This is a genomic window from Massilia consociata (genome assembly GCF_042432755.1).
GTDB lineage: Bacteria > Pseudomonadota > Gammaproteobacteria > Burkholderiales > Burkholderiaceae_D > Telluria > Telluria consociata.
Genome location: NZ_JBHLWP010000010.1, coordinates 1 through 24147, shown reverse-complemented (window position 1 = coordinate 24147; position 24147 = coordinate 1). Strand labels below are relative to the sequence as shown.

General features: G+C 62.8%; 22 protein-coding genes and 1 pseudogene. 3 read left to right on the top strand and 20 right to left on the bottom strand.

What is annotated here, in order from left to right; genetic code table 11:
- Positions 1-9: 9 nt before the first annotated feature.
- Both ACFFJK_RS10240 and ACFFJK_RS10235 read right to left on the bottom strand, forming a co-directional pair.
- Entirely contained in the window at positions 10-1317 is a 1308-nt protein-coding gene (locus tag ACFFJK_RS10240; RefSeq protein WP_379679025.1) for a phenylacetate--CoA ligase family protein, read from the bottom strand.
- A gap of 4 nt (positions 1318-1321) precedes the next feature.
- Positions 1322-2401 carry an NAD/NADP octopine/nopaline dehydrogenase family protein gene (locus ACFFJK_RS10235; protein ID WP_379679182.1) on the bottom strand — a complete coding sequence of 360 codons (1080 nt, stop codon included), beginning with the start codon at positions 2399-2401 and terminating at the stop codon, positions 1322-1324.
- Between the two features lie 456 nt (positions 2402-2857).
- Between ACFFJK_RS10235 and ACFFJK_RS10230 the strand changes: the two genes are divergently transcribed.
- A complete protein-coding gene (locus tag ACFFJK_RS10230; RefSeq protein ID WP_379679185.1) occupies positions 2858-3058 on the top strand; it encodes a hypothetical protein in 201 nt (66 codons plus the stop codon).
- Between the two features lie 149 nt (positions 3059-3207).
- Here the strand turns inward: ACFFJK_RS10230 and ACFFJK_RS10225 are convergent, their stop codons facing one another.
- The 9 genes from ACFFJK_RS10225 to ACFFJK_RS10185 form a co-directional block, all read right to left on the bottom strand.
- On the bottom strand, positions 3208-4311 hold the full coding sequence (locus ACFFJK_RS10225) for a hypothetical protein (protein ID WP_379679024.1): 1104 nt from the start codon (positions 4309-4311) through the stop codon (positions 3208-3210).
- Positions 4277-5224: a thiopeptide-type bacteriocin biosynthesis protein gene (locus ACFFJK_RS10220; RefSeq protein ID WP_379679023.1), complete on the bottom strand. Its 948-nt coding sequence runs from the start codon at positions 5222-5224 to the stop codon at positions 4277-4279. The genes ACFFJK_RS10225 and ACFFJK_RS10220 overlap by 35 nt, the downstream gene beginning before the upstream one ends.
- Before the next feature lie 3 nt (positions 5225-5227).
- Entirely contained in the window at positions 5228-7633 is a 2406-nt protein-coding gene (locus tag ACFFJK_RS10215; protein WP_379679022.1) for an ABC transporter permease, read from the bottom strand.
- 25 nt (positions 7634-7658) lie between these two features.
- Positions 7659-8354, bottom strand: coding sequence for an ABC transporter ATP-binding protein (locus ACFFJK_RS10210; RefSeq protein WP_379679021.1), 696 nt, complete (start codon positions 8352-8354; stop codon positions 7659-7661).
- Positions 8355-8392: 38 nt separating this feature from the next.
- Positions 8393-9637, bottom strand: a complete 1245-nt coding sequence (locus ACFFJK_RS10205) for an efflux RND transporter periplasmic adaptor subunit (protein ID WP_379679020.1) — start codon at positions 9635-9637, stop codon at positions 8393-8395.
- Between the two features lie 77 nt (positions 9638-9714).
- Positions 9715-10227, bottom strand: coding sequence for a hypothetical protein (locus tag ACFFJK_RS10200; RefSeq protein WP_379679019.1), 513 nt, complete (start codon positions 10225-10227; stop codon positions 9715-9717).
- Positions 10228-10247: 20 nt separating this feature from the next.
- Positions 10248-10472 (bottom strand): response regulator transcription factor, encoded by a 225-nt coding sequence (locus ACFFJK_RS10195; RefSeq protein ID WP_379679018.1) that lies wholly within the window; start codon positions 10470-10472, stop codon positions 10248-10250.
- A 45-nt stretch (positions 10473-10517) separates the two neighbouring features.
- Positions 10518-11084, bottom strand: coding sequence for an acyl-homoserine-lactone synthase (locus ACFFJK_RS10190; RefSeq protein ID WP_379679017.1), 567 nt, complete (start codon positions 11082-11084; stop codon positions 10518-10520).
- 141 nt (positions 11085-11225) lie between these two features.
- Complete coding sequence (locus ACFFJK_RS10185; RefSeq protein ID WP_379679016.1) at positions 11226-11606, bottom strand: DUF4902 domain-containing protein; 381 nt, start codon at positions 11604-11606, stop codon at positions 11226-11228.
- Between the two features lie 165 nt (positions 11607-11771).
- On the opposite strand from ACFFJK_RS10185, the gene ACFFJK_RS10180 reads away from it, so the two are divergent.
- A complete protein-coding gene (locus ACFFJK_RS10180; RefSeq protein WP_379679181.1) occupies positions 11772-12497 on the top strand; it encodes a LuxR family transcriptional regulator in 726 nt (241 codons plus the stop codon).
- On the opposite strand, the gene ACFFJK_RS10175 is transcribed toward ACFFJK_RS10180, so the two are convergent.
- From ACFFJK_RS10175 to ACFFJK_RS10140, 8 genes are all read right to left on the bottom strand, one after another.
- Complete coding sequence (locus ACFFJK_RS10175; RefSeq protein ID WP_379679015.1) at positions 12469-13629, bottom strand: quinone oxidoreductase family protein; 1161 nt, start codon at positions 13627-13629, stop codon at positions 12469-12471. The genes ACFFJK_RS10180 and ACFFJK_RS10175 overlap by 29 nt on opposite strands.
- On the bottom strand, positions 13626-15017 hold the full coding sequence (locus tag ACFFJK_RS10170) for an MATE family efflux transporter (protein ID WP_379679014.1): 1392 nt from the start codon (positions 15015-15017) through the stop codon (positions 13626-13628). The genes ACFFJK_RS10175 and ACFFJK_RS10170 overlap by 4 nt, the downstream gene beginning before the upstream one ends.
- Positions 15014-17494 (bottom strand): lantibiotic dehydratase, encoded by a 2481-nt coding sequence (locus ACFFJK_RS10165; protein WP_379679013.1) that lies wholly within the window; start codon positions 17492-17494, stop codon positions 15014-15016. The genes ACFFJK_RS10170 and ACFFJK_RS10165 overlap by 4 nt, the downstream gene beginning before the upstream one ends.
- The gene (locus tag ACFFJK_RS10160; protein ID WP_379679012.1) at positions 17491-18732 is read right to left on the bottom strand and encodes a hypothetical protein; all 1242 of its coding nucleotides are present in this window, start codon (positions 18730-18732) and stop codon (positions 17491-17493) included. The genes ACFFJK_RS10165 and ACFFJK_RS10160 overlap by 4 nt, the downstream gene beginning before the upstream one ends.
- 2 nt (positions 18733-18734) lie before the next feature.
- A complete protein-coding gene (locus ACFFJK_RS10155; protein ID WP_379679011.1) occupies positions 18735-20360 on the bottom strand; it encodes a YcaO-like family protein in 1626 nt (541 codons plus the stop codon).
- 65 nt (positions 20361-20425) lie between these two features.
- Positions 20426-22021: a hypothetical protein gene (locus tag ACFFJK_RS10150; RefSeq protein WP_379679010.1), complete on the bottom strand. Its 1596-nt coding sequence runs from the start codon at positions 22019-22021 to the stop codon at positions 20426-20428.
- A 100-nt stretch (positions 22022-22121) separates the two neighbouring features.
- Entirely contained in the window at positions 22122-22283 is a 162-nt protein-coding gene (locus ACFFJK_RS10145) for a thiopeptide-type bacteriocin (RefSeq protein ID WP_379679009.1), read from the bottom strand.
- A 287-nt stretch (positions 22284-22570) separates the two neighbouring features.
- Complete coding sequence (locus ACFFJK_RS10140; protein ID WP_379679008.1) at positions 22571-22735, bottom strand: thiopeptide-type bacteriocin; 165 nt, start codon at positions 22733-22735, stop codon at positions 22571-22573.
- A 495-nt stretch (positions 22736-23230) separates the two neighbouring features.
- Between ACFFJK_RS10140 and ACFFJK_RS10135 the strand changes: the two genes are divergently transcribed.
- Positions 23231-23764, top strand: a complete 534-nt coding sequence (locus tag ACFFJK_RS10135; protein WP_379679007.1) for a hypothetical protein — start codon at positions 23231-23233, stop codon at positions 23762-23764.
- Positions 23765-24016: 252 nt separating this feature from the next.
- Here the strand turns inward: ACFFJK_RS10135 and ACFFJK_RS10130 are convergent.
- A pseudogene (locus tag ACFFJK_RS10130) lies at positions 24017-24147 on the bottom strand (IS481 family transposase); the annotation flags it as partial.

The following is a 24147-nucleotide window of genomic DNA, read 5'->3' as shown; positions in this document are numbered from 1 at the left end:
ATAAAAGTCCTAGGCGTTGAGCGAATTGACCACCAGCTTGCGCTTGCCGTTCGGCGCCAGCGGGATGTCCTGCTCTTCCTGCAACGAGATGTCGAAGAAGCCGCCCCAGCGGCGCTGCTGGGCGTCGAGCACGAAGGCGCGCTGCTCGTCGTTCAGGGATCCATGGCGCGGCACCACCGCCAGGGTGATCTCGCCGGCGCGTTGCTGGCGCACCTGGTACAGCCGGACGAAATCCCAGGTCACCTCGTCGATGACGATCGACAATCCGGGGATACGCTTGCCGCTGCGGTCGACCAGGAATTCATGTCCGCGGCCGTCGATCATCGCGCAGCGGCCGTCCGCGCCGATCAGGCCATAATCGTTGGTACGGTAACGGATCAGGGGCATCACGTCGTTCCACAGTGAGGTACCGACGATCTCGGGGCGGTCGCCATCCATGCGGTTCTCGTTGTAACCGTACAGCGGCTGGAACTGGTAGTCGGAGGTCCCCGATTCGTCCACGGTCAGGAAGGCCAGGTTCGTTCTCTCCGACAGGCCGTAATTCAGCGACACTGGGGCGCGGAACAGCCGGCGGATCGATGCCAGCTGCGCCGGGGTTCCCGGTTCCGATGCCAGCAGCACGGCTTTGACTTGCACGTCGAGTTCGCCAGCCTGGAGCAGTTCGGCCAGCGCCGTCACGGAACTCGGGTAGCCGTGTACGAATTCCGGACGGAAGCGATTGATCGCATCGCGGATCGCGGCCTTGTGCTGTTCGTGGATGTGGTACGGCGACAGCATCAAGCGGTTGCCGACCACCCGCGCGGGCTCTTCGTGCGCCAGGCGGCGCGCGTCGGCGCCGATGCGCAGGATGCGGGCCTTATCGAAGGAAAAGCCGAGCTTGCCCCATTCGTGCGTAAAAAAGGCTTTTTCGATGTCGGCCAGGCGCTTGGTGCGCCACAAGCCAATGCCCTGGCCCGACGAGCCGCCGCTGGTCGCATACATCAGTTTATCGGGATCGAGCCGGCTGTCGAGGAAGTCGCGCTGCTGCGACATCACGTCTTCCTTGGACAGGTAAGGGAAGGCGGCCAGCACTTCCTGCAGCGGTTCCTGCGCCGCTTCGGCGCTACTGAGTTTTACGGTGCGGCGGTAATAGGGCACGTGTTCGAGCGCGTGCACCAGGATGTGCCGCAGGCGGCGATTCGCTTCCTCCGCAATCACTGCCTTGTCCTTACTGAGGAAGTCGCACACGCGGAAAAAATCGGGGTGGTACAGCACGCGGCTCGGGATAAAGCGGCGCCAAGCGTAATACGGCTTGGCTAGCAAATCGTGCAGGGACACGACATCACCCGTTCAGGACGCGAATGAACTCATCCCGCGAAAGCTTGCCCAGGCCAAGGCTCTCCAGGGTGCGCGCTTCGGCTGCGAAATCACGGTCGAGCAAGCCGCTGGCGATGACGATGAGGGCATCTGCCATCGGCGTCGGCACGCCCATCAGGCGACCGATGGATGACAGCAGTGCCAGACCCATCGGCACGTCTTCGGTAATGAACCGCGTTTGCAGGGAAGCAGGCCCTTTCGGGCCGCCCTCGGCGGCGTAACGGCGGAACACCGAGATCGACGGTTGCGACAGGTCTTCCTCGTTACGGAACTTGCATTCGTCAAAATAAGGCGAGGGCTTGCCGCCGGTTGCGGCAATCACGGCATTCTTTTCCGCATCCAGTTTGTACAGCAGGTTCAAGACGGACGGGGTGAACGCTTCACGGTACATCCAGAATTCGCCCTGCGCATATTCGATGCGGCTGGCCGACAGCAGCGAGCCGATCGTGTGCACGATCAGGTTCGGGTTATGCATCGCGGACTCGAGCACATTGGTGCGCGTCGCCACATAGGTGGGGAACAGGCGGGCAGCGCGTTCGAGTCCTTCCTCGGTGCGCGCGCGCGGCAGGAAAGCCAGCGCATTGCGCGTGTTGCGGAACAGGACATTCACGACACCCGGCTCGGTGATGCGCGCGTCATAGGGCAGGCTTTCCCCTTCCGCCAGCAGGAAACCTTCCTTCTCCTGATAGGGAAGGAAGTAGCACGAACCCATGTAGCCAGGCGCCAGCAGCACCAGTTGGTGCGCTTTCAGGTAAGGGCCGATCAGTGCGGCGATCTCGGCGTGGCATTGCGTTTGCGTGGTGATGATGACTGCGTCCGGCTCGACCGCAAAGGCTTCGGTCACGTCACGCGTTGCGAGCGCCAGCGATGCGGTGCTGGTTTCGCCACCTTTGGGATTGCTGACCAGCGTGATCGTGCGCGTTTCGCGCACGGTATCGAAATTTTCGTCGTGCAGGGAATGTGACGTCTTCAACAGGACGACCCGGTGCCCATCCTGCGCCAGGATGGCACCAAGCGCGCATCCAGCATTGCCTGCCCCAACCATTAACACGTTCATGCTTTTCTCCGTTCAGCCCAATGGCACGACATCACGTGTCAGTGCGGTCCGCATACGCGGCGGCTCAGTTTGTAAGTTGCATCAGGACAGGTACAGGACGTTCTCGACGCCTACCAAAAGAAGAAAAGACCACTTTTTTTTCCGTGATACCTTGATGCCAAAATAGAAGACAAGCAAGATCAGTCTGCTCATCAATGCAATTACGATAAGATTGTTTAAAAGAGAAGTCAATCGAATTCCGGTTGGCGCGACGCCGCGTGCATACCAACACGCGGGCCGACCATGCCTTTGGTACGAGGGTTCAATTGCCCGGCTTCACACTAGAGGAACGCGGTCGTTTTCTTGCTGTTGCCGTCATGAGGTGGGCGCCGCGCAGGGCAGAAGTGGCTGGGACGCGACGATGTACAGGACCGTTCGCACCGCGCTCACACGCTGCGTACAACCGTGAGCCAGGCCCAGGAAGCCATTCTCCTGGCTCTGCGCCAGTCGCTCTACCTGCCGCTCGACGACCTGCTGTTCATTACCAAGCAGTACATCAATCCGGCCATCAAGGACTACGAACCCGGCTTTATCTACATCGATATCAAGTATCTGCAGAAGATGCCGGACGAGACCTCGCGACGTGACCTGTTCGTCGCTATTTGAAGCTGTCCAACCACCAAATTCCGCAACGCGCCGTCGGCAGCAAAACGCCCATTCTGGCACTTAAGGAATGGCAACAGAAGCGGCCAGAAATATTCGTCAAGCGCGTTTATGATCGAACGGGACTCGACACTTAGCCGCTCCAGAAAACGTCACATCCGCGCCGCCGCCATGTTCGCGGACAGCATGGCCTTGCGGATGCGATGCATCCAAGGCAAATGTTCGCGCTGAAGCCGGTCAATCGAAAAATTGCAGTATTGACGGCTCAGTGGGGAGACATCGAGCCCCGGCAGGTTGCGGTAAACAATGTTGAGCAGCCAGCGATAGCCCGAGAACTCCCAGCTCAACTGGCGCAGGCTGTCGTCGTCCTGGTAGAAAAGGCGCTGGTGAAAATGACTCAACTGGCTGCGCGGCGCGACAGCATCCTTGGGATAGGGCGAGCGCTGATGGATGAGTTCCTGCTGCGCCAACGCACCGAACTGCAGATAACAGTCGACGAGCAAGCCGGCCAGTTGCGCTGCCGAGGAATGCGGCACCGCCAATTCGGTTTCCAGCTCGCCGACGCATTCGAGGTAGCGCACCTGCGCCTGCGTGTAACGCGCTTCGAACTGTTCCGTCACGCGTGCCTGCTGCTCAGGTTCCAGCGTGTAGTACCAGAACCGGAAGTTCGCGTTGTAGGACAGAAAGCCGTTGTACTCGACCACGTCCGGATTGTCCGAGGGACCGGGCGGGAGTGTACAGCCCAGCAGGATTAGCAAGCGGTACAGAAAACGCTCGTGATCGTCCCCCTCGCACCACTGCTGGATCAGCCATGGACGCAGGCGAATTTCGGCTTCGAAAATGCTCCAGCGCTGCTCGAGGTTCTCGAACTTGCGTGCCCAGGTGTCGGTGTCGATCTCGCTGCTGGTGCAGGTATTGTTCGCTTCGACACGGCTGGTGTCGACCTGCTCGCCTTCGATCCGGCTCAGGGCCGCCTGAATTGCGACATATTCTCCGGCGTCGTACGCCGGCGATGGGTGGCTGGCCAGGAAATCAGCGGCCATCGCCAGGATCTCGTCGCGCCAGCCCGGCTCGTAACACGGCGCGCCGGTATCGAAGGTCAGCAGGTAATGGCGGCCGTTTTGCCATCCACGCGCGACTGTCCAGCGATAGAAATAACGTTCGGCCAGATGGCGCTGGAGCCGCGCACAGAACACGCTGTAGAACTGGCGGCCATTTCCGTTATAGTTGATTCGAATTTGTAGCAGTTTTTTCATTTTTATTTTCCAGATTTGAGCTGTCAGGCAGACAGTGATTCTCCAGATATAAGGCTGTCAGGCGGACAGTGCGCTCCCGGCGCGGCCCGATCCCGATCCTGTTGAAGGACATGTGCAGCAAGGCGTCGAATATGCGCGGGATATCCTCGACATGCCGCGCGCTCAAGTCATGCGCAAGCAGGTGCAGCCGGGCCTGCAGGGAAGGCAGGTATTCCTGAAAATAGCTGCGGTCGTAGAACTGCTGGCGCGCCAACAGCAGGCCCGCCGGCAGGGCGCGCGGGTCGCATTGGAGGAAGCGCTCGACATACGCTGCGATTTCGCCATCCGACGCCACGCCATGGACAGTGCGCAGATAGCTGCTGCGCAATCCAAGCTGGCGCAGCACTGTCAGATGCACCAGGCAATACCCAAGCATGATGGTCTGGCAGGCGCTGTCCGGCTGTTCGTGCAGGATCCGGATGACCATGTTGCTGTCCCAGGCGAAGTAGGTCTCGCACAGCGACAGCCCGGCCGGGCCGCCATAGCGCTCAGGTTCCGGTTGATAATCGATATAGTGCATGGAGCCGCTCTCGCACCAATACCAGTCCGGCTCCGCCTCCCGGTAGGAGTGGTAAGCCGCGTAAAAGCGCGTCGGGTCCAGCGTGCCCTCGACCGGATGAAGGCGCAGGTACTGTCGTACCCGCTCCTCGATCCGTTCGCGCCACTCGGGCACGTGGAAGCGCAGGCGGACGTGCGGACCGCCGACCCAGTAGCGGATGAAGAAGCAGTTGTTCCGCACCGGCAGTTCCAAGCCCCCGAGGCACTCGCGGACGAAGTGGCTCAAGCGCGCGAAATCGTGGATAAAGACATGCAGCGATATCCAGCCCGGCTGGCGCGCTGGGGCCTGAGCCATGAAGACAGCGGGCTTCGTCATCGTTCAGGTCCGCAGGAGCACGGCCGGGCGCAGGGACAGCGCCAGCTGCAGGTTGCGTCCGATCGAAAGCAAGGACACCAGCGCCACCAGCGCCACCGCCGCCACCACGCCCCAAATCCACAACAGGGAGGCATCGGCGTAGGAAGCCAGGTAGCGTTCAATCACGAGCAGTGCGGGAGGCAGTCCGAGCAGCAGACTGCAACCGAGCACGATCAGGAACTCGCGACCGACCAGCCGGATGACCGCCGCCCGCCCAGCCCCATGCAGGCGGCGGATCACGATTTCGCGCGCACTGCGCCGCACAGAATAGGCGGACAACACGTATACGCCGAGCGCCGCGATCAGCAGGACAATGCCGGCCGCGATGCCCAGCAGCTCGGCGTTACGCCGGTCCTCTTCGTAGTGCGCCTGCAGGAATGTCTCCGCGCGCGCCATCTTCAGGGTATCGTTCGGAAAGTACTGCGTCCACAGCTGCGTCAGCGCCGCGCGTACCGGCGCCTGATCGCCCTCTGTACGGACGGTCAGCACCGGCGTCAATGGCGCCAGGCGGTAACACACTGGTTGCGGCGGCTCCTGCGGCGTCTGGAAGCGGATGTCCGCGACCACGCCGATGACCTGCTGCCTGCCGCCCTGGGCTTCGACGAAGCGTCCCACGGCCGCCTCCGGGCTGCCGAAACCAAGCGCACGCACGGCGCTGGCGCTGAGCACTACTCCGGTCCCGGAGGCCGCGTCGCGCGAACGGTCGAACACCCGGCCTGCCAACAGGCGGGCGCCGTACACGGTCAGGAACTCGGTGTCGATCCCCTTCCATTCGATGGTCGTCATGGTCCCACCTTCGCGCCTGGCCGAATCTTTCTGCTGCACGTTGCGCCGTCCCACCGCTTCCATGCTGAGGGCAACCCCGCTTACGCCCGGCAGGCGCCGCACCGCTTCGACCATCGAGGCCAGCTGCGGACCGAGCGGCGTGAAGGCGGGAGCCGTGTCGAGCACCAGCAAGTGCGAAGGATCGAAGCCCGGATCGACCCGGCTGGCCTCCCAGGTATGCCAAGCGATCGCCAGCGTCAGACTGGCCATGCCCACGGCGCTGCCGAGCTGCACGACTGTGAGGACACGGCGCACCCACAGGCCCTGGCGGCTTTCCTGGTCGCCGCGACCGGCGACTGCGGTGTGTGCGCGCAGCCGCGCCGCGATCCACGCTGGATGCAGGCCTGCCAGCACGCCGACCAGCAGTGACAGACCCAGGGCGCCCCCTACCAGCGGCAGCGACAACATCGACCCGAGGTCGCGGTCGACCAGCACGCCGAGCCGCGGCACCAGTAGCCATGCCAGGACCAGTCCGGCGGCCGCGGCCAAGAGCGAGGCCAGCAAGGACTCGGCGACAAACTGTCCCGCAACCCGGCTTACGCTGGCACCAAGCACCTTGCGCATGCCGATCTCGCGCTGGCGCCGCAGCGTACGAATAGTTGTCAGATTCACGTAGTTCAAGGTCGCCAGCACGAGGATCAGCACGCCCACCACCGCCAGCCCCAGCAGGCCAGCCCGGTTACCGTGCGGACCAGTGCCCCCCACCAGGTCCGGATCGAGGTAAGCGTCGCGCAGCGGCACCAGGCCCACGTCCATCAGTTTCTTGCCTCCCAACTGTGCCAGAAAGTCCGGGGGCAACTGCGCGTGCAGCGGCGAGCGGTCGGATGCTCCCTGCAAAGCCGCCGTCAGCTGCTCCAGGTTGGCGCCAGGTTCCACCATCAGGTAGACCCGTCCGAAGATCCGTCCCCAATTCTGCAGGGCGTCATCGCGATCCTGTGCGTTCCACAAGGTCGACTTCGGGCCGGCCAAGGCTGCGAAGGGTGTCGTGCTGGCGGAAGGCTGGTCTTCGACCACGGCGCCCACCATGTAGCTCATCGCGCCCATGCGCAGAGTCCGACCCTGCACCTGTTCAGTGCCGAACAGCTTGCGCGCCGTATCGCGCGTCAGCACCAGCGCCTCCGGGCGTGCCAGGGCGGCCGCCACGTCGCCGCTCAGCGCGCGCAGGTCGAACATCTGCACGAAAGCAGGATCCACCAGCGTCACCGTCAGGTCCGAGGCGATGTTCTCGATCACGGCCGTCGCCTGGATCGGTGCGAACATCGATGCCGTTACCTTCTGACCGCTGGCTTGCGACGCCGTACGCAGTGCCTGGGTCGTGGTGTCCGACCACTCTTCCGGCACGCCGGGGAAGTGGAAACGCGACTTGACCAGGAAAATCCGCTCCGCCTGACTCACGTGAGTGTCATAACTGAACGAATAACGCACGTACGCCAACAGCGCGATACAGACGGCGAATCCGAGCGCCAGTCCACACAAGGTCCCGCCCGACCATTTCCCATCCTGCCGCAGGATGCGCCAACCTACTCGAAAATCCGACCACCGCATGGGCTTCTCCGCATAGTCATGTCAATCAAACCACTGCGCGCAGGGGTTCCTGCCGCGCGTCCTGGCACACCTGTCCGTCCAGCATGTTCACCACGCGCCCGGCCTGCGCGGCGTGCGCTGGCGAGTGCGTGACCATCACGATGGTGGTGCCGTCCTCGTTAATCTCGCGCAGCATCGCCATCACCTCGTCGCCATGCGCCGTGTCGAGGTTGCCCGTCGGTTCGTCGGCCAGCAGCACGCGCGGCCGAGCAACCAGCGCGCGGGCAATCGCCACCCGCTGTTGCTGGCCGCCGGACAGTTGCGAGGGAAAGTGCTCAGCACGATGGCTGACGTTCAGGCGCTCGAGCACCTCCGTGACACGCTGCTTGCGCTCGGCCGCCGGCACATCGGTGTATTCCAGTGCCAGGCTGACGTTCTCGGCCACGCTCAGTTCCTCAATCAGGTTGAAGTTCTGGAAAATGAAGCCGATCCTGCCGCGCCGTACTTCATTCAGCTTCGCTTCGCTCAGGCCAGTGACATTTGCCCCTTCGAACCAGTATTCCCCCGCATGCGGTGTATCAAGCAAGCCGATGATCGACAGCAGGCTCGACTTGCCGCAGCCGGAAGGACCTGTAATCGCCACGTATTCGCCAGGCTCGATTTCCAGGTTGAGGCCGTTCAGTGCACGGGTCTGGATCTGCCCCGTTTGGTGCAGCTTGCTGATGTTTTTCAGATGGATCATGATGTTTTCCTGTTAAGATTCGCGGATGCGCGATGCCGCTATTTCGAGAGTTCCAGCTGCTGGCTCTTGTCGAATTTCGCGTAGGACGAGACGATCACGCGCTCGCCCGGTGCCAGGCCCGACAGCACCTCTACCTGGGCGTCGCTGCGCCGGCCGATGCGGATCGCGCGCCGTTCGGCATGGCGTCCATCGGCGCTCAGCACGAACACCCAGGTGCCGCCGGAATCGTTCAGGTAACCACCGTTCGGTAACACCAGCGCGGGCGTGGCGGCCCCCAGGGCGAGCTGGCAGTCGACCGCCTGTCCGGCACGCAGCATCGTCGGGTTGTCAGTGTCGAACTGCAGTTCGGCGCCGAAGCGGCCGTCGGTCACCTGCGGATTGGTGCTGACCACCTTTACCGCATAAGTCTGGCCGTCGATCTGGACCTGGCCGCGCTGGCCGACCGCCACCCGGTCCAGGTAGAACTGATCGATGTTGCCGACCAGCTTGAATTTGCCCGGATCGTCAATGCGACCGACTCGGCTCGACTGCTTGACCGATTCGCCGACCTGCAGCGAGAAGTTGGTCAAGCGCCCCGTCAGCGGCGCGCGCACCACCAGGGCATCGATATTGGTTCCGACCAGTGCTACACCGCGGTTGAGGTTGTCGATCGTGCGCTTCATCTGCTCCAGGGCGGTGCGCTTGATTGCCAGTTCAGTCTCGCCGCTGACCTGTTCGTCGTGCAGCAGCTGGCGCTTGCGCTCGACCTTGTCGCGTTCTTCCTGTCCCGCAGCCTGAGACACGAACCCGCGCTGCTGCAGGCCGTCGGTACGGGTATAGGACTTCTCGAGCTGGCCCAGCTCGAACCGTATTTCCTTGATTCGGCGCTGCTGCTCGCTTTGTGCGCTGGCGTAACTCACCCGCAGGTTGATCAGGTTGGATAACTGCTGCGCGACCTCGGACTGTCGCGCCAGCAGATCCAGCTGGCGCTGCGGATTGGACAGGCGAAACAGCTGCTGCCCCTTGACGACCATCGCACCATCCTTGACGAATACCTCTTCCACGCGGCCGGACTCGACTGCGTCGAGCAGCACGGACACGGCCGGTTCGGCAGTGCTGCGCACCACCACCTGGTCGAGGAATACCCCGCGCGTCGCGGTCGCCACCTGCAGATCGGCAGCCGACACCTGCAATCCCGACGGTAGGAAGTGCCAGGCACCGGCGCCCGCCAAGGCAACCACCGCGGTCGCCAGCAGCGCACTCGCCCAGCGCCGGCCCGGACGTTGCGGGATTACCTGGTCCATGCCGGCGCCGTTCACGGCTCGCCCGGCCATGGGGCTGGCGGCACCCATCGCTTCGTGCGCCTTTGGATGTGACGCCGTCATTTCAAGAACGAGATCTGGCCCGCCCCAACCCGCACCTGCAGCGACATACCCTCGCCCGGCTGCTGCAGGTCCACCTGGGCACCCACCAGCCAGGTGCGGCGCACGCCCGGCACCCCTGTCACATCACCCACCTTGACTGCGGCACGCAACGCCGACAGGCGCGCCAGCATATCGCCGGCCAAGTCCACCTGTCCGGCGGTCATGTGCAGGCTCAGGTTGCCGACCCATGCGGGGTTAAGCCGTAAGACGCCGTTGGCATCGTTACTGCAACCGGGATCGTCCCGCTGGACCTTCCATTCGCCGCCGCTCCCGCGCAGCGCCAGCCTTGGGCTGCATTTCCCTGGAACGGAGGGACGCTGCTCGACGACCGCCGTCTCCACCTGATCGTCCAGAACGACCACGATATGTCCATTGTCCAATTCAAAGTTTTTTTCCACATTTGCTCCATTAGCCAGCGTGAATACGAGGGCACTCGCGACGATCATTAAAATCCTTTGCAATCTGCTCATAGTGACTCCATTACGCTTTATCAAGAAACGCCGTTCGCTTCCCTTGCCAACATATTGCCCTGCGCGACTAACAAGCTCAGCTCGACCCGATTTCTCAGACCGGCCTTTTTCAACAAGCAGGTAATATGGTCGCGAACCGTGAACGGACTGATTCCCAATTCCCGTGCGATATATTTGTTCTGCATTCCCCGCGAAAGCAATTGCAATATTTCGCTCTCACGTCGGGTGATATGCTGACTATTCATTTTTTAATCCCAGGAATAAAAAAGCGTGTCAAAAGAGCGTGCGGATCAGGCGGTAGCGGCTTCGATGTCGATCCAGCAGGCAAAAATGGGATGGCCGTTGATGATCACTGGCGGCCCGGCGCGCCGCGCAGGGATTCCGGCGCGGCGCAACAGTCGCTCGATACCGACCGGCGAGACCGTGATCAAACGCTTGGCGCCGTGTGCGGCAGCGCATGCGATCGAAGCGCGCAGCAGTTCGATGGACAGCGGCGATGAGCACTGGGCCAGCGGGGACATGGTCCGGTCGTTGAAGTCAACCGCGGCGAAGCGCGACAGCTCCCAGACGTCGGGGCTGCACGGGATGGGGGCGCCGTGGAGCAATTGGGGGAAGACGTCGCCCAACAAATAAGGACAAACGGTGGGCAGCAGGCGCGCGCAGCCGCTCACGCGGTCCTGTTCGTCCCGGGCGACGACGTACACGGTGTCGTCGCGGTCGAATTGATCGTATTCCAGGCCGGCCTCGGTTTTCAAATCCCAACCCAGGATTTCGACGAATACTTTATGGCGATACGCGGCGACACCCTTGTACAGGGTTGCTGAAAGCGTTGAAGCGGTTCCTGATACGAAGTTCATTTTTGCCCCCCAAAAAGACTTTGCTTTGTCGTGGGAGCATTGGACCTGAAATCAAGAAATCCGATAACTGTAAAACTTGTCAGTCGGTGTACATGAGGGCCCGCCGATGCCGGGCCCGGGTACATTAAACGCGGAAGTTATTCATGTTGAATAGCGGCGATTAAGGTACTGCAGGGTCTCGTTCTTCCATTCCATCGCGTCGACCCATTCCGATAATATGCGGTCAGCATATTGTTGACTGAGGTCTACGCCAATGTTATCTTGAAGTATCACATTACTACGCGGCTCTCCTAGACGCTTTAGGGAGAGCTGGTTGTTGGAGGTCTGGATTTGCCAATCCCAGCCTATGGTGATTGTCGGTACGTCGGTGCTGACCCATTCGGTATAACCGGTCATGGTGCTGGCGACCGCACCCGACTGGATGCACTCGGGAGTATCCTCGTCCATGCCGGATATGAGGTGGACGAGACGGACGAGCGTTAGATCAGGAATGCACAGGCGAATCTGGCCGTCTTGGAACATGATGGGACTCTTTAGGTGCAACGGAATGCGCCGGAAACAGGATTGAATACAGTTGAAGTAAACAAGAATACTACGGCGGTGAGCTGGTTTTGTCACCGCACGCCGTGTGACAGGGATGTCGCCATTCCGTCGGCCCGCTGCAAAGCTTCGAAAGACTTGGACCCCATGATGTCGGCAGACTCGAATAGTTGGCAAGAAACCTGGATGGACGCTCTGCTGGACGCGCAGACGGAAACGGACATTTTCAGGATCATGTGCACGGCGGCCCGCGAACTCGGATTCGACCACTGTGCCTACGGCCTGCGTACCGCCCTGCCGCTGTCGAACCCCAAAACCCATTTGCTGAATAATTATTCGAGCTCCTGGCAACAGCGTTACGCCGAGCAAAATTACCTGGTGGTCGACCCCACGGTTGCGCACGCCATGAGTTCGATTGCGCCCCTGGTCTGGAACGATCAGGTCTTCATGAACTGCGGCGCGTTCTGGGAGGACGCGCGTGCGCATGGATTGAATGTCGGCTGGGCGCAGGCTTCCTATGATTCCAAAGGCAATGCCGGCCTGCTGACCCTCGCGCGCTCGCACGATTCGCTGACCCCCGCAGAACTGCGCGATCATGGCTACAAGATGGCGTGGCTGGCCCAGGCCAGCCACGCGAGGCTGTCGTGCCTGATCCTTGCCAGCCAGGCGGCCGACACCCAAGCCTCCCTCACCACGCGCGAGATCGAAATCCTGCGTTGGACCGCCGACGGCAAGACTTCGGGCGAGGTGAGCCAGATCCTGCAGATCTCCGAGCGTACCGTGAACTTTCATGTTCAGAACAGCATGGACAAGTTGGGTGTGTCGAACAAGACCGCTGCGGTCATCAAAGCTGCAATGCTGCGGCTATTGTAGTCTCCGTCGCCATCGTTGCTGCCCGTTTCCCATACCGGAACACCACCTTGCCGCGCCGGTTCGATGACATGAAGCTGCGTTCGACGAAGGTGGCGAACGTCCCCTCGGACAGCACTGCATCGAGCTCGATCTGGAGCCGGCCCTCGCGATAGTCGCGCAAGGCCACAGCCAGGTCGTCGGTGATCCCCAGGTTGTTGCCCACCAGGCTGATGCTCTTGCGGATCAGGAGGCCGAACATCTCGTCGAGCGGCAGGCCGCGGTACAGGAATGCGTCGTCCGCCTGGGCGAACTGGGCATAGACACCACAGGTGATATAGGTCCCGAAGCGATTGACAAATGGGATCAGCTTGCGAAGGTAGATGTCCATGAACGGATCGATCACGATATCGAAGCCGCGCATGCCCTGCGTCTCCAGGTAGGCGCGCAATGCCGGCACGTGATCGCCCTGCCTGTCCAGCACGCAGCAATGCTGCACGCCCAGGCTGCGCAGATAAGGAACCGCGGTCGGCGAACTGGTCAGCGCATGCACCGTCGCGCCGCGGTTGCGCAGCGCCTTGATCGCGAACAGCGAAGTATTCGAGGTCGCGGCCGTGACCAGCACGTGATCGCCCGGGCCGGCCCGCAGCCGGCGCACCATGCCATAAGCGGTCTGTGCGCCGACGCTGAAGGCCGCCGCTTCGGTCAGCTCCATCTCGTCGGGCACGCGCTGCAGCTTGGCAGCATGGATGACCTGCAATTCCGCCGAGGCTCGCTGCGTGGTCAGTCCAAGGGGGGCGCTGCCGGCCTCTACCGTACCATTGCCGCAGACGCGGTCCCCCGGCTTCAGGCTGGTCACGGCGCAACCCACCTGCAGTACGGTACCGCCGAGCTCCGAACCGAGCACCAGGTAGCCGCGCGCGTTCGGATCGGCCGCCACTTTCACCACCCGGGCCTTCTCCCGATAGTTGAACGAGAAGGCCTCGACCTGCAGCAGGACACTGTGCGCATGCGCATCGGAGTCGGGATCGAAGTCCGGCGCCGGGATGTCGATGACGCCGAAATGTGCCGCAACCCCATGGAGGTCGAGCTGGCAGTACTGTTCGGTCCTGACCGCAGAGACGCTGGCGGGAGCGATGACGACACAGGATCTCATGCTGGCACCCCCACCAGGACCGGGGCGCTCCAATCATCCCTGAGCTGCTTTTCCTTGCGCAGGTAATACAGGGCGCAGCCGATGAAGGTCAGCAGATGGCCGCTGGCTTCGGCATAGGCCGCCAAGCGGATGTCGTCGCCGATCAGGAAACGGACGCCTGCGACCGGCAGCAGGTTGCAGATGTACATCGACCAGATCGTGAGCAACAAGGTACCGCGGCTGTCGCCGACGCCAATCACTGCAAAGATGAAGGGGAACGACGCCATCACCAAGCTCCAGGGCAGGGCCGTGATCTGAATATAGGCCAGCGCACGTGCGGCCATCACCGGGTCGGGGACGAATGTGCCGATCAGGGCCGGTGCGGCCAGCATGAACGGCACCATCACCACCAGGGAGCCGATGAACACCCATTTGGTCATCCAGCGCACGCCGATGGCGATCTGGTCGATGTTGCGGTTGCCGGCATTTTGCGCCGCGAACGGGATGATGGCGGCGACGACGCCCATCAGGATGGTCTGGAAGAATCCGGTCAGGTACTGCGAGATGGTGACCGCCTCCAGGGTTCCAGCCTCGAAATAGGACAGGATTACGAACAGGAAGAAGAATGAAAGGCTGAGGGAAAATCCGTTCAGGGTCTCGGCACCGGCCATGCGCAGCATGGCCCCCCATTCCGAGAACAGGCGGCTCGGCAGGAAGACGACGCCAAGCTGGAACGGGAAGGTGTTGCGGCGTACCAGTTCGATCCCTAGCACCACCAGGCCGATCACGCGCGACGCGATCAGCGCCAGGGCGGTGGCCTGCAACACGTCATAGCCAGCGCGCTCGGCCAGCACGATCATCAAGGGCGTGAGAACGAAGCTGGCGCCCAGGCCCGCCAGTTTGTAGCGCCAGATCACCGAAATGGCTCCGGCCATCTTGGCCAGCATGCCGCCATACAAGTGAACGATGACCACCACATAACCAATCCAGAATACCCCAAGGTATTGCTCGGTCTGGAACCTGACCGTCGGGCCCACGTCGAACGTCGACAACAGTGCCCGGCCGATCACGTCGCCGAACAGGGCAATCAGCACGCCAACCACCACCGCGATGCCGAACCCGAAGTTGATCAGGTAGCGCGCCAACGCATGGTCCTTGCGGCCGAACGCTTGGTTGGCATAGATGTACACGGCCGACAGCAAGCCGCCGAAACCGGCTTCGAGGATGCTCACGACGGTGGCGGACAGGCGGAAAGTGGCGGGCAGCTCGACGCTCGCGGTGAGCGCCATGAGCCAGCCCAGGCCGATGAACATGCCGAGATAGTCGAGGATCGAAAACGCCATCATCGGCAGCGAGAACCGCAGCAGCGCCTTACGCGCGTCTTGGGAAGTAAAGTCAACGTTACTCATGTGTTTCTCCGGAAGGATTCGGTGGAAGCATGCTCGAACAGGATTTCGCTGGCGTAGCGCCGCGCGCCGTCCGATGCGAACGCGTGCTGCTGGTCAGGCAACATCTCCTCGAGCGACAGCACGTCGAAATCGGTGCTGAACACCCGGCCGATCATGCGGATCATGAGCGGCGAGGAGAAGTCGATGAACAGCGGCTTCTTCATGTTGGATATGTCGCGCTCGAGCGGCTTGTCCGTATGGCGCCGTACGAAGGCCTGTTGAGGCAGGCCGTGGGCGCGCCGCCAATCGTCGAGCCGGCGGAAAAACTGAAGCGTGCTTTCACTGGCACGGCGCTGTGGCAATTGTTCCCGGGGAATCCACCACTGTGCACGCGACAGCACCAGATCGCGGTAGCGGATGCGCGGAATCCTGACCATCTCGTCCAGGCCGGCGTCCGCAAGCATCTTGTGCAGGGCGAAGCGGAAGGCGAAATATGACGGCTCGTCGGCCATGTTCAGGCGCAGCAGCAGTTCGAGGATGCGCGGGTATAGTTCCTTGACGAACAGGCCGGTGTGGCGCAGCGGCGCCGGGCGGCCGCTGCGCCCGTCCAGCAGGCGCGGATAGGCAGCCGCCGTCGGCCAGTCGACCCGCAGGTCGGCCAGCAGCACGTCGTCCGGCGCCTGCTCGGCCGCGGGTTGGAGCCAGACCCGGCGCGCGCAGATGCGGGGGCGGCGGCCCGTGTTGAAGCCGCACGTGTCGTGGAAATCGTAGGCGTGCTCCAGATACCCCTCGTACGCGGCGCGGCATTCTTCGAGCACCGCGGGATCCTCGGTGAACGTGAAGAAGCGCGAGTAGCAGCGCAGGAAACCGCTGTCGATGTTATTCAGGATAAAAGTCCCGTCCTGGACGTGCCCGTAGGCGGCAAACGCCATGCTCCGCGCGCCCTCCGCCGGTGGCGCCGCCGCCAGCTCGATCTCGTCCTCGCCGCGCCGGGCCCAGATCTCGTCGAACAGGTCGATCACCGGACGCATCTGGGACGATTTGCTCGGGTCGTCGGTCGTCGCGGCCAGCTCACGCTGCACGAGCTCGTGGAACGCGAACACACTCAGCGGCTCACGCCCGGCCATCGCCGCACGCACGCGCTGCAGCAGCTGGTCGCTGAACCCCGTGTTGAAGTTGGGGCCCAGGTAGTGCGCGATGAATTCGTGCAGCTGCGTGGCGAAGCGGGCGATCGGCTCCTGCCGCAGCGGCGACAGGGCCGGGATGAAGCTGTCGTGATAGAGCATCCCGGTTGCTTTCACCAGCGGGCAGTCGAGATGCTCGGCCAGCGCATGGAAACCCTGGTGGATCTGGTCCTGCAGCGCCGGCCAGCCCGCCGGCTCCGTCCGCCCCAGCGCCGCAAAAGCGCCGGCGATGCCACGCAATGGCGCCAACGCGGGCAGCACCGCAGCGTCGCGCGCGGCCAAGTCCTCGGCAAGGGCCAGGAAGTCGGCCAGCATGTCGCGTCGCTGGTCGTCCAGGCGCGGCGCGTAATGGAGCACGCCGGCGCCCACCAGCCTGGCCAGCAGGGCGGGTTTGTCGACTTGCTGGCCGAGGCGCGCCTCCAGCGTGCTCCAGTCGAGCCAGTCGGAGCTGTCGGCCGCCGCGTACAAGCTGCGATCGCGCAGCACGCTCTTGGCGAAGCCGGTGCGGTAAGGATAGACCTCGGCACGGTCGGTGAAGAGGTACGCGTAGTCGGTGCCGTCAACGACGTGGGCGTTGCTCGTCAGCCGGTACCGCCAGTGCCGATGGTGCTTGAGCACGAACCGTTCGAACAGCTTGAGGATCGCACTGCGGTCCAGGCCGAAGCAATCGGCCAGGCCGCCGCTGGACACCAGCGTGTCGCCCCCCTCTCCGCCGCTGCGCAAGGGCACGAAGCCCACTGAGGTGAAACTCGAAAACGGGCTGACTTTGACGATCGCACGGGTCAGGTAGCGGATGATGGTTTCTTCGTCGTTCAGCGCCTTCTTGTCCGTCACAGCGATGCCGTCGGCATACGCGCGTGCCGCGTCCAGCACCTGGCCGCGCGTAAAGCCAAGCGCCGTCAGGAAGTTGGGGGCGCGGGCCAGGACGCGCGCCGCGCGCCTGCCATCCTCCAGGGTTTGGGCAAACAAGGACTCGAAAGCGCGTTCACGCTCGACCAGCGCCGCCGCCGCACGATGCCAGTCGTACAGGTCCGGATACCGTGCCAGCAGGCTGGCGTGGCGCGCCAGCATATCGCCCAGGTCGGCGCCTTTGAAGATACGGCGTTTCAGGTCGATCAGCTCGCGATAGCGGACTTCATCCGTGCTCGCCAAGCGGAACAGGGTATCGCAGACGTCCGCTTGCATGTCTGCCAGCCGGCGCCGGAGCGCCACGATCGCCACTGCCGCCGCTTCCACTTCCTGTGAGGCGGTGAGCGCCGCCAGCGCGTCGAGCGGGACATTGTTGATGCGTGCAACGAGGTAAGGAACGATCATAGCAAGGTCACCAGCGGTTCCTGGCTGCGATTCTTCCCGATCAGCAGTCCATAATAAGTTCGCAACCCGGCGGCGCGGTTTTGCAGCAGGCGATCGACGCCGACCTGCTGGTAGCTTCGGAACGGCCGGGCAAACCAGCCGTCCCCCGTCAGGCTGCGGATCATGGCCTGGCTGAGGTAGCCCAGCGCGCAGTTCAGCTCCAGGAAGGCGGGCGCGGAACAGGCATAGGCGAGCTCGTCGACGCACAGAAAGACCATCGCCGGCACCGTGCGGAAACTGAAATCCGGATAGCTGTACAAGGTGTCGAACACATCGACCGGGTCGTCCAGGCTGATGCATTGCAGAGCGCCGCCCACGTGGCGGTAGATGCCCGGACTGACGCCTTCGCCGGCGCGCAGGCACAGGGTTGGCGTCAGCCTCATCGCCGGCACCGACGGGAACATGGTCTCCAACTGGCCCATCGCGGCGTCGAGCGCGTCCCGCAGGGCACCCAGCTGCGTAGCGTTGCAGCGGGCCGCGACCGGGTACAGGCCCCGGTGATAGCGTCCGCTGTTACGCGCCCGTGCAAAGCGGCGATGCTCTTCGAACACGCCATCCGGGCAGCGTTCGTCGCCGGCGTCGCCGTAGATGTCCACGCAGAAGCCTGCCGCACTCTGGCGCACGCCGGCAGCGATGCCGCAGCGGCGCGCCAACTCCATGAACTCCGACAGGAAATGGCCGAGTTCGAGCGTGTAGAGGGACTTGCGGAACAAGTTGTACAGCGCGTCGTATCGTTCGAAGTCGGCCTGGACCAGTAGCGTGTAGCGTGCACCCGGCGCGGCTTCGGCCGGAAATGCCGCCATGCCGTGCAGCCGCAGCGCGTCCAGGTCGATCCGGAAACCGCGTCCCGGTTCGGCGTCGTAGAGCGAGAACTGCAGCGGATAGTAAGCACGCGGCGACGGGTAGCTGGCGTGGGTGCCAAACGGCCCGCGCGGCGTGACGGTCACCGGGCTGTGCACCTGCATCAGCAGGCCGATCAGGCGCTCGCTGAGGGTGCCCGCCGGCGCATGGCCGGCGGCGAGGCGCTGGAACAGCGGCGCCAGGTCCTGGCCGGCGCCGGCATCCGGCCCTGGGACGGCCGCCTGGTGCCGGCGCTCGAGCGCATCGAGCGGATAGCGTTGCTTGCGTTCCTGCTCGGGGTACAGGTAGCGGAAAGTAAATTCGTTGATCGCGAGGCGACCGGTTTCAGCTGTCGTCATGACTATCCCAGCGGATGAAGTTGGGGGTGCACTGGAACCGGCACGTCGCGGACCCAGGGGCGGCTTGCCGCCGCGCGGGCCAGGCGGCCCTGCGGCAGGTGGATCGGATGGTCGCCGAACACCATGTTGATGGTGCCCGGGATGAAAGCGCGTACGCTGGAGAGTCCAAACGGGCGCATCATCGGCACCGTGTTGTCGCAGACCAGGAGCGGATAGCCGAGCGCGCGCATGCGCTCCTTCAGCGCCCGGTAGGCCTCGGCCGGACGCTGCGCGGCGAACGGATAGGTGGCCAGATAATCGTCGTATCCGAGGCTCTCCTGGGCGGCAAGAAGGAAGTCGAAGTGATGCAGGTGTTCCCGGTGCGCGTAGTAGAGAAGCTGGTTGTCCTCACCAAGTACCGAATGGTCGGCCTGCGCTGCCGCCAGTGCCGCCTGGCGGCGCCGGAAGTTGCGCTCCGCCGTGCGGATCAGGGACTTGGCCTCGGCCAACGCACTGCGCAAGGCCAGCACCGGACTCGGGTGGCTGGCCGCGGTGACGAACACTGCCAGGTTGCCCGCTTCCCGTCCCAGCAGCACGGCCATCACGCTCGGCACCTCGAATTCGACCGTCACGTCGAAACAGCGCACCTCATAGCCACACAAGTCGAGCAGCATGAGGAGTTCGCGCGTGGTCTGATCGCTGATGCTGTCCAGGACGATGCGCGGCGGCGCCGACTTGCTGTACCAGGTCAGCAGCAAGGCATCGCGCTCGATCACCTCCAGCGCGGCGAACAGGGCGGCTTCGTCCCGGCAGTTGCCGAGGGCACAGCCACTGCTGTTCGTATTAAAGCCGACCGGCACGTCGGTCGGGAGCAGGTAATTGACCATCTGCACCGGGATCAGGGCCTCTTCGCCACTGTGCTCCAGAGTGCAGGGCAGCCATGGCATGCGGCGCACCTCGGTGAAATCCGGGAAGGCTGCCGCGCACACGTCCTCGCTCAAGCCCAACACATGGGCAGGCCGCAGTGCCCGGCCCGGGAAATCGCGCCAGGCGCCGTGGACGGCCGATTCCGGCAGGCTCGACGCCGCCCAGCGCTCCAGGTACTCCAGCACCGCCCCGAGCATCATCTGGCGATCGGTCGTGCCGCGCCCGATGCCCAGCAGCCGGGTGTGCCTGGAATAACAGTAGTAGCTCTCCTGGTCCGGCGAGCGATCCAGGCTGAGGTCGAGGACGGAGGCCGTGCCGAAAGCGCGCAGGATCCCGCCGGGATCGCGGATCGGGTTCCTGCAGCTCTCGTCAGGCGCTGCCAAGGCAGCCGGCGCAGCGATGGACGCCGCCGCCAACGCCTTGTGTTCGAAATGACCGTTCAGATAGAGCGAGACGTCGCCGCGCGCCAGTTCGCCAGCCGCCATCTGCGCCGCCACCGCGTGCACGGCCGCCAGCAGGCGGACCTCGAGCACGGCCGAAGCGCTCCAGCGGCGCTGGCTGGCGGGGAAAGCCGCAAACGCGTCGCCGCAACGGGACAACAGATCCAGTTCGGCGCCATCGGTGCCGTGTACCGGGATGAGCGCCAGCAGGTCCGGGCGCATCAGGACCACGATCAGCGGACCGGGAGGCGCGCCGCATTCGCCAAGGGCACCCTCATGCACGTGAACGGGCACCACCCACGGGAGACTCGGCCGTTCCAACCGCTCGCGCAGGCCGGGTGCCGCGCTCATGGCTGCATCCCGAACGGGTTCAGCGCCGCGGGCAAAACGATGTCCACGGCCGGCGCCATTCCCTTGGCACGGCGCCAGAGTGCCGCGTGCATCGCAAACAGCAGTTCGAGGCGATCGCTGCTGGCGGCGACGCCGGCATGTGGCAGGTAGAGCCGCAGGTCGCCGCAGCCGAGCACCAGGCAGCGCGCGAATTCCGCGTGGCCGGTATCGGACCCGAACCATCGGACACGTTCGCCGAAACTGGCGCTGATGCAGAACTCGAGGTAGGCCTCTTCGCGCGATTCGTCTTCCCAACCAGCGTCGCAGGGGGACAGGCGGTCGCGCTCGAGCAGGAGCGCGCGCACCTGCGCCGCCTGGCGACAGGCCTGCAGGTAGCGGCGGACGGCATGCTGTTCGTCCTCGCTGCCGCCGTCGAACCACACACCGTGTTCGGCGATCAGTTGCAGCAGCAGGCGCCGCTCGCAATCGGCACGCGAGAAGCCGGCCGCAATCAAGCGCCGGTCAGCGGGGGCCGTGGCGGGCAGTGCGGCCGAAAACAGTTTGATGTAGCTGTTGGCTTCGGTCAGCTCGCTGGGCTCACCGAGCGGGAACAAGGGCGCACCATGGCTTTCGCGGAAGGCAAGCAAGCCTGGTTTTGCACGCGGCACCGTGCCCGCCCCCAGCGCCTCGATCGCGCTCAGCCGCACGTGTGGGGCGCTGCGTACCCGGCCATGCGCATCGAGCGAATAATGCAGATAACTCCCGGCGTTGAGCGAACGAACCTGGCACAGGTCGTCGAAGTAGGCCAGCGCGGCGAAAGCTCCGGCCACCAGCTGTTGCGGCGGCGAACATGCCTCGTCGGCATCGCCCATCCGCGCGGTCTGCGGCGTGGCGACTTGCAAGCTCATGCAGGCCTGCCCTGCGGACACGATGACGTAAAGGTGGCGTGCGCCTGCCGCGCTGCGCGCGACCGCTTCGTGAACAGCCGGGTCGCTGTCGATGTCGAGGTGCAGGACGTCCTCATGGCGCTGCGTGGCTTCCGCGGCCTGCACGAAGGTCAGGCTGGCGTCGGGCCAGCGGCGCAGCTCGCAGAAAGAGCGGCGCAAGTCTTCCGCGGGCCAGCGGTTGCGTTCATGGGTATGCGTGAGCAGCACGTCGAGCTGCCTGATCCCCAGCCTGGCCAGGGTCTTGATGCAACCGGCGAGCGGATAGCCGCTGCCCACCAGCAGCACACGCCGCCCGACGAAGTGCCGGAACAGGCGGGCCGGATGATCGCCGTACTCGGCCAGGTACAACAGCGTATCGGCGACGGGCGACAGGTCGGAAGTGCCCGCATCCTGCTCCACGCAGAACGCGGCTTTCTTATTTGTGAGGAATTCGAGCAGGGACTGCAGCTTGCCGCGCTGCGCTTCCGGGAATGCTTCCAGCACCACGGCAAGCGGCGTCGCGCCGTCGTTCAGGTCCAGGAAACGGAACACCGAATCGACCATGTCCGGATGTACCCGCAGCACGTAGTGGTCGTCGCGGAAATTGATATAGATGCGGTCTTCGCCGGCCTTGACGAAGATGTCGGGTCTGATGCGATATATTTCCGTCGTCGCTGCAATGTCCATGGAAACCTGCCGTGTAATCTGATCAAGGACGTCCGCGAACGGACGTCGTGGATAAAACTTCGCGCACTCCGGGGATCGCTCCCCGGAGGCGGCTCGCTTATTACTGTACCGACGGCTGTGTCGGGACGGTGCTGCAGCTGGAGCTGGCGGAGATGGTCGACGACGCGCCCATTTCTTCCATTGCGGTCGCTTCGGTGGTTTCCAGGATTTCGAAGGTCAGGTCCAGGCCGGCTTCTTTATTATCGATGACGATGTTTTCCATTTTATTTTCCTTGGTTTAAATTAAATGCGGACGATTCCGCTTTGCCTGATATTTTCGCAACTCATCCATCTTTTCATGTCTGCTTACTAATCATATTCGGCAGTAACAAATATATTCCTCCGGATAAATTCCAGAAAGCCCGACAAATGTAGGGTTTTTCATAAAAAAAGCAGAAGCAAAAGAAAAAATCCGCTCGGCTTGCGCACGAGCGGATTTTGACCGGAGCGGCGACTACCTGAGCCAGCCTCCCCTGAGTGCTGCCGGCAGCGCCAGCAGCGGAGCAACTATTACTGTGCGACCGGCTTGGTCGGGGTGCTGGTGCTGCAGCTGGAGCTGGCAGCGATGGTCGTCGATGCGCCCATTTCTTCCATTGCGGTCGCTTCGGTGGTTTCCAGGATTTCGAAGGTCAGGTCCAGGCCAGCTTCTTTGGTATCGATGACGATGTTTTCCATTTTATTTCCCTTAGTTGAATTAGATGCGGACGATTCCGCTTTGCCTGATATTTTCGCAACTCATCCATCTTTTTGTGTCTGCCTTACTAATCATATTCGGCGGTAATAAATATATTCCTCCGACCAAATCCCTGAAAGCCCGACAAATGTAGGGTCCTGCCAAAAAGAATGGAAGCAAAAGAAAAATCCGCCCGGCTTGCGCACGAGCGGATTATGTATGGGAGAATTTTCAGGCGCTCTCACTCAAAGCCGGCGCCAGCCAGCCTTAAGTGACAAATATTGTGGAGAATTCTCCAAAATCTGCCCCGCCATTGTGGATAATTCCGGCGGCTGAGGCTCGGCGTCTCACTTCAACAGCCGCCGTTCAACAGACGATGTACCGAAAACGTTTGAATCTCGGTAATCACCAAGCTATTTTTCTTCCTTAGGGGCCCTGGCGCGAACTATTTGGCGAGGCCGTCCAGCATCGCCGAGGCAGCTCGTGTGCTGCTACTGATGACGGTGGTAGCACCCGCAACGGCGCAGCCCGTCATCCATGCCAGCGTCTACGGTAAACGTGATCCTGATAAGTTGGCGGCGATGCATGATGTGTACTGCAAGGAAAGCCTGGAAACCATTCGCAACGCCTTGGTCGGCAATTATCGGCCCGAGCATTTGTTCACGCTCAAGCAGGTGCTTGCCCGTTACGATTTTTATCAGCAATGTATCGACGAATTTGATGCGGAAAAATCGAACGTACGGTCGCTGGCTTCAAAATCGGCAAGCCGATACCGGACGAGCCGCTCCCAAAGCCAAGTACTGCGGCAAGCTGCCAGCGATCCGACGTTTAACTTACGGACTGCCATGTATCAGCTGACCGGCACCGATTCGGCTGGCAGCTGTGGCCGTCGGACGGAGCAACACCGCATTTGGCAATTTCTACCGGCGCCTTGCGGGACGAATTGGCACGCCAAAGCAGTGACGCGATGGCTACCGTCCGCAAGATCGCGATGCTGTTCTAGCAACGCGATGCGGTATGGGATGGACTAACGAGACCTGGCGCTGACCACTACGAACAGCAGTATCGCGACCGCGTCATGAAGCAGCTGCATCGTCGTGCCGCGCAGTTCGGTTTTGCCCTGCACCCTATGAATCAACGGCTAACGGGTGAGTTTCTTGCGCAGCCTCACCACGATCAACTCCTGCTCGGGCATGAGCGCCGCTTTCAGCGTCTTTGGACAATGCGAACGATCAACTGGACTACCGTGATCCTGCCATTTTCTGATAGTCTGCCGCGTGACGTTACATGTCGAGTCCCGTTTGATCGTAAACGCGTTTAACGAATAATTCTGGTCGTTTCTGCTGCCATTCCTTGAGCGCGAGGATGGGTGTTTTCGCGTCGAGTGCGCGCTGCGGAATGTGGTGGTTGTACA

Coding starts and splice junctions, on each gene's coding strand:
- ACFFJK_RS10180 (WP_379679181.1), top strand. CDS start 11,772: ATGATGTCGGCAGACTCGAATAGTTGGCAAGAAACCTGGATGGACGCT.
- ACFFJK_RS10225 (WP_379679024.1), bottom strand. CDS start 4,311: ATGAAAAAACTGCTACAAATTCGAATCAACTATAACGGAAATGGCCGC.
- ACFFJK_RS10170 (WP_379679014.1), bottom strand. CDS start 15,017: ATGAGTAACGTTGACTTTACTTCCCAAGACGCGCGTAAGGCGCTGCTG.
- ACFFJK_RS10160 (WP_379679012.1), bottom strand. CDS start 18,732: ATGACGACAGCTGAAACCGGTCGCCTCGCGATCAACGAATTTACTTTC.
- ACFFJK_RS10200 (WP_379679019.1), bottom strand. CDS start 10,227: ATGAGCAGATTGCAAAGGATTTTAATGATCGTCGCGAGTGCCCTCGTA.
- ACFFJK_RS10185 (WP_379679016.1), bottom strand. CDS start 11,606: ATGTTCCAAGACGGCCAGATTCGCCTGTGCATTCCTGATCTAACGCTC.
- ACFFJK_RS10195 (WP_379679018.1), bottom strand. CDS start 10,472: ATGAATAGTCAGCATATCACCCGACGTGAGAGCGAAATATTGCAATTG.
- ACFFJK_RS10215 (WP_379679022.1), bottom strand. CDS start 7,633: ATGCGGTGGTCGGATTTTCGAGTAGGTTGGCGCATCCTGCGGCAGGAT.
- ACFFJK_RS10190 (WP_379679017.1), bottom strand. CDS start 11,084: ATGAACTTCGTATCAGGAACCGCTTCAACGCTTTCAGCAACCCTGTAC.
- ACFFJK_RS10135 (WP_379679007.1), top strand. CDS start 23,231: ATGACGGTGGTAGCACCCGCAACGGCGCAGCCCGTCATCCATGCCAGC.
- ACFFJK_RS10175 (WP_379679015.1), bottom strand. CDS start 13,629: ATGAGATCCTGTGTCGTCATCGCTCCCGCCAGCGTCTCTGCGGTCAGG.
- ACFFJK_RS10150 (WP_379679010.1), bottom strand. CDS start 22,021: ATGGACATTGCAGCGACGACGGAAATATATCGCATCAGACCCGACATC.
- ACFFJK_RS10210 (WP_379679021.1), bottom strand. CDS start 8,354: ATGATCCATCTGAAAAACATCAGCAAGCTGCACCAAACGGGGCAGATC.
- ACFFJK_RS10145 (WP_379679009.1), bottom strand. CDS start 22,283: ATGGAAAACATCGTCATCGATAATAAAGAAGCCGGCCTGGACCTGACC.
- ACFFJK_RS10235 (WP_379679182.1), bottom strand. CDS start 2,401: ATGGTTGGGGCAGGCAATGCTGGATGCGCGCTTGGTGCCATCCTGGCG.
- ACFFJK_RS10165 (WP_379679013.1), bottom strand. CDS start 17,494: ATGATCGTTCCTTACCTCGTTGCACGCATCAACAATGTCCCGCTCGAC.
- ACFFJK_RS10220 (WP_379679023.1), bottom strand. CDS start 5,224: ATGACGAAGCCCGCTGTCTTCATGGCTCAGGCCCCAGCGCGCCAGCCG.
- ACFFJK_RS10205 (WP_379679020.1), bottom strand. CDS start 9,637: ATGGACCAGGTAATCCCGCAACGTCCGGGCCGGCGCTGGGCGAGTGCG.
- ACFFJK_RS10140 (WP_379679008.1), bottom strand. CDS start 22,735: ATGGAAAACATCGTCATCGATACCAAAGAAGCTGGCCTGGACCTGACC.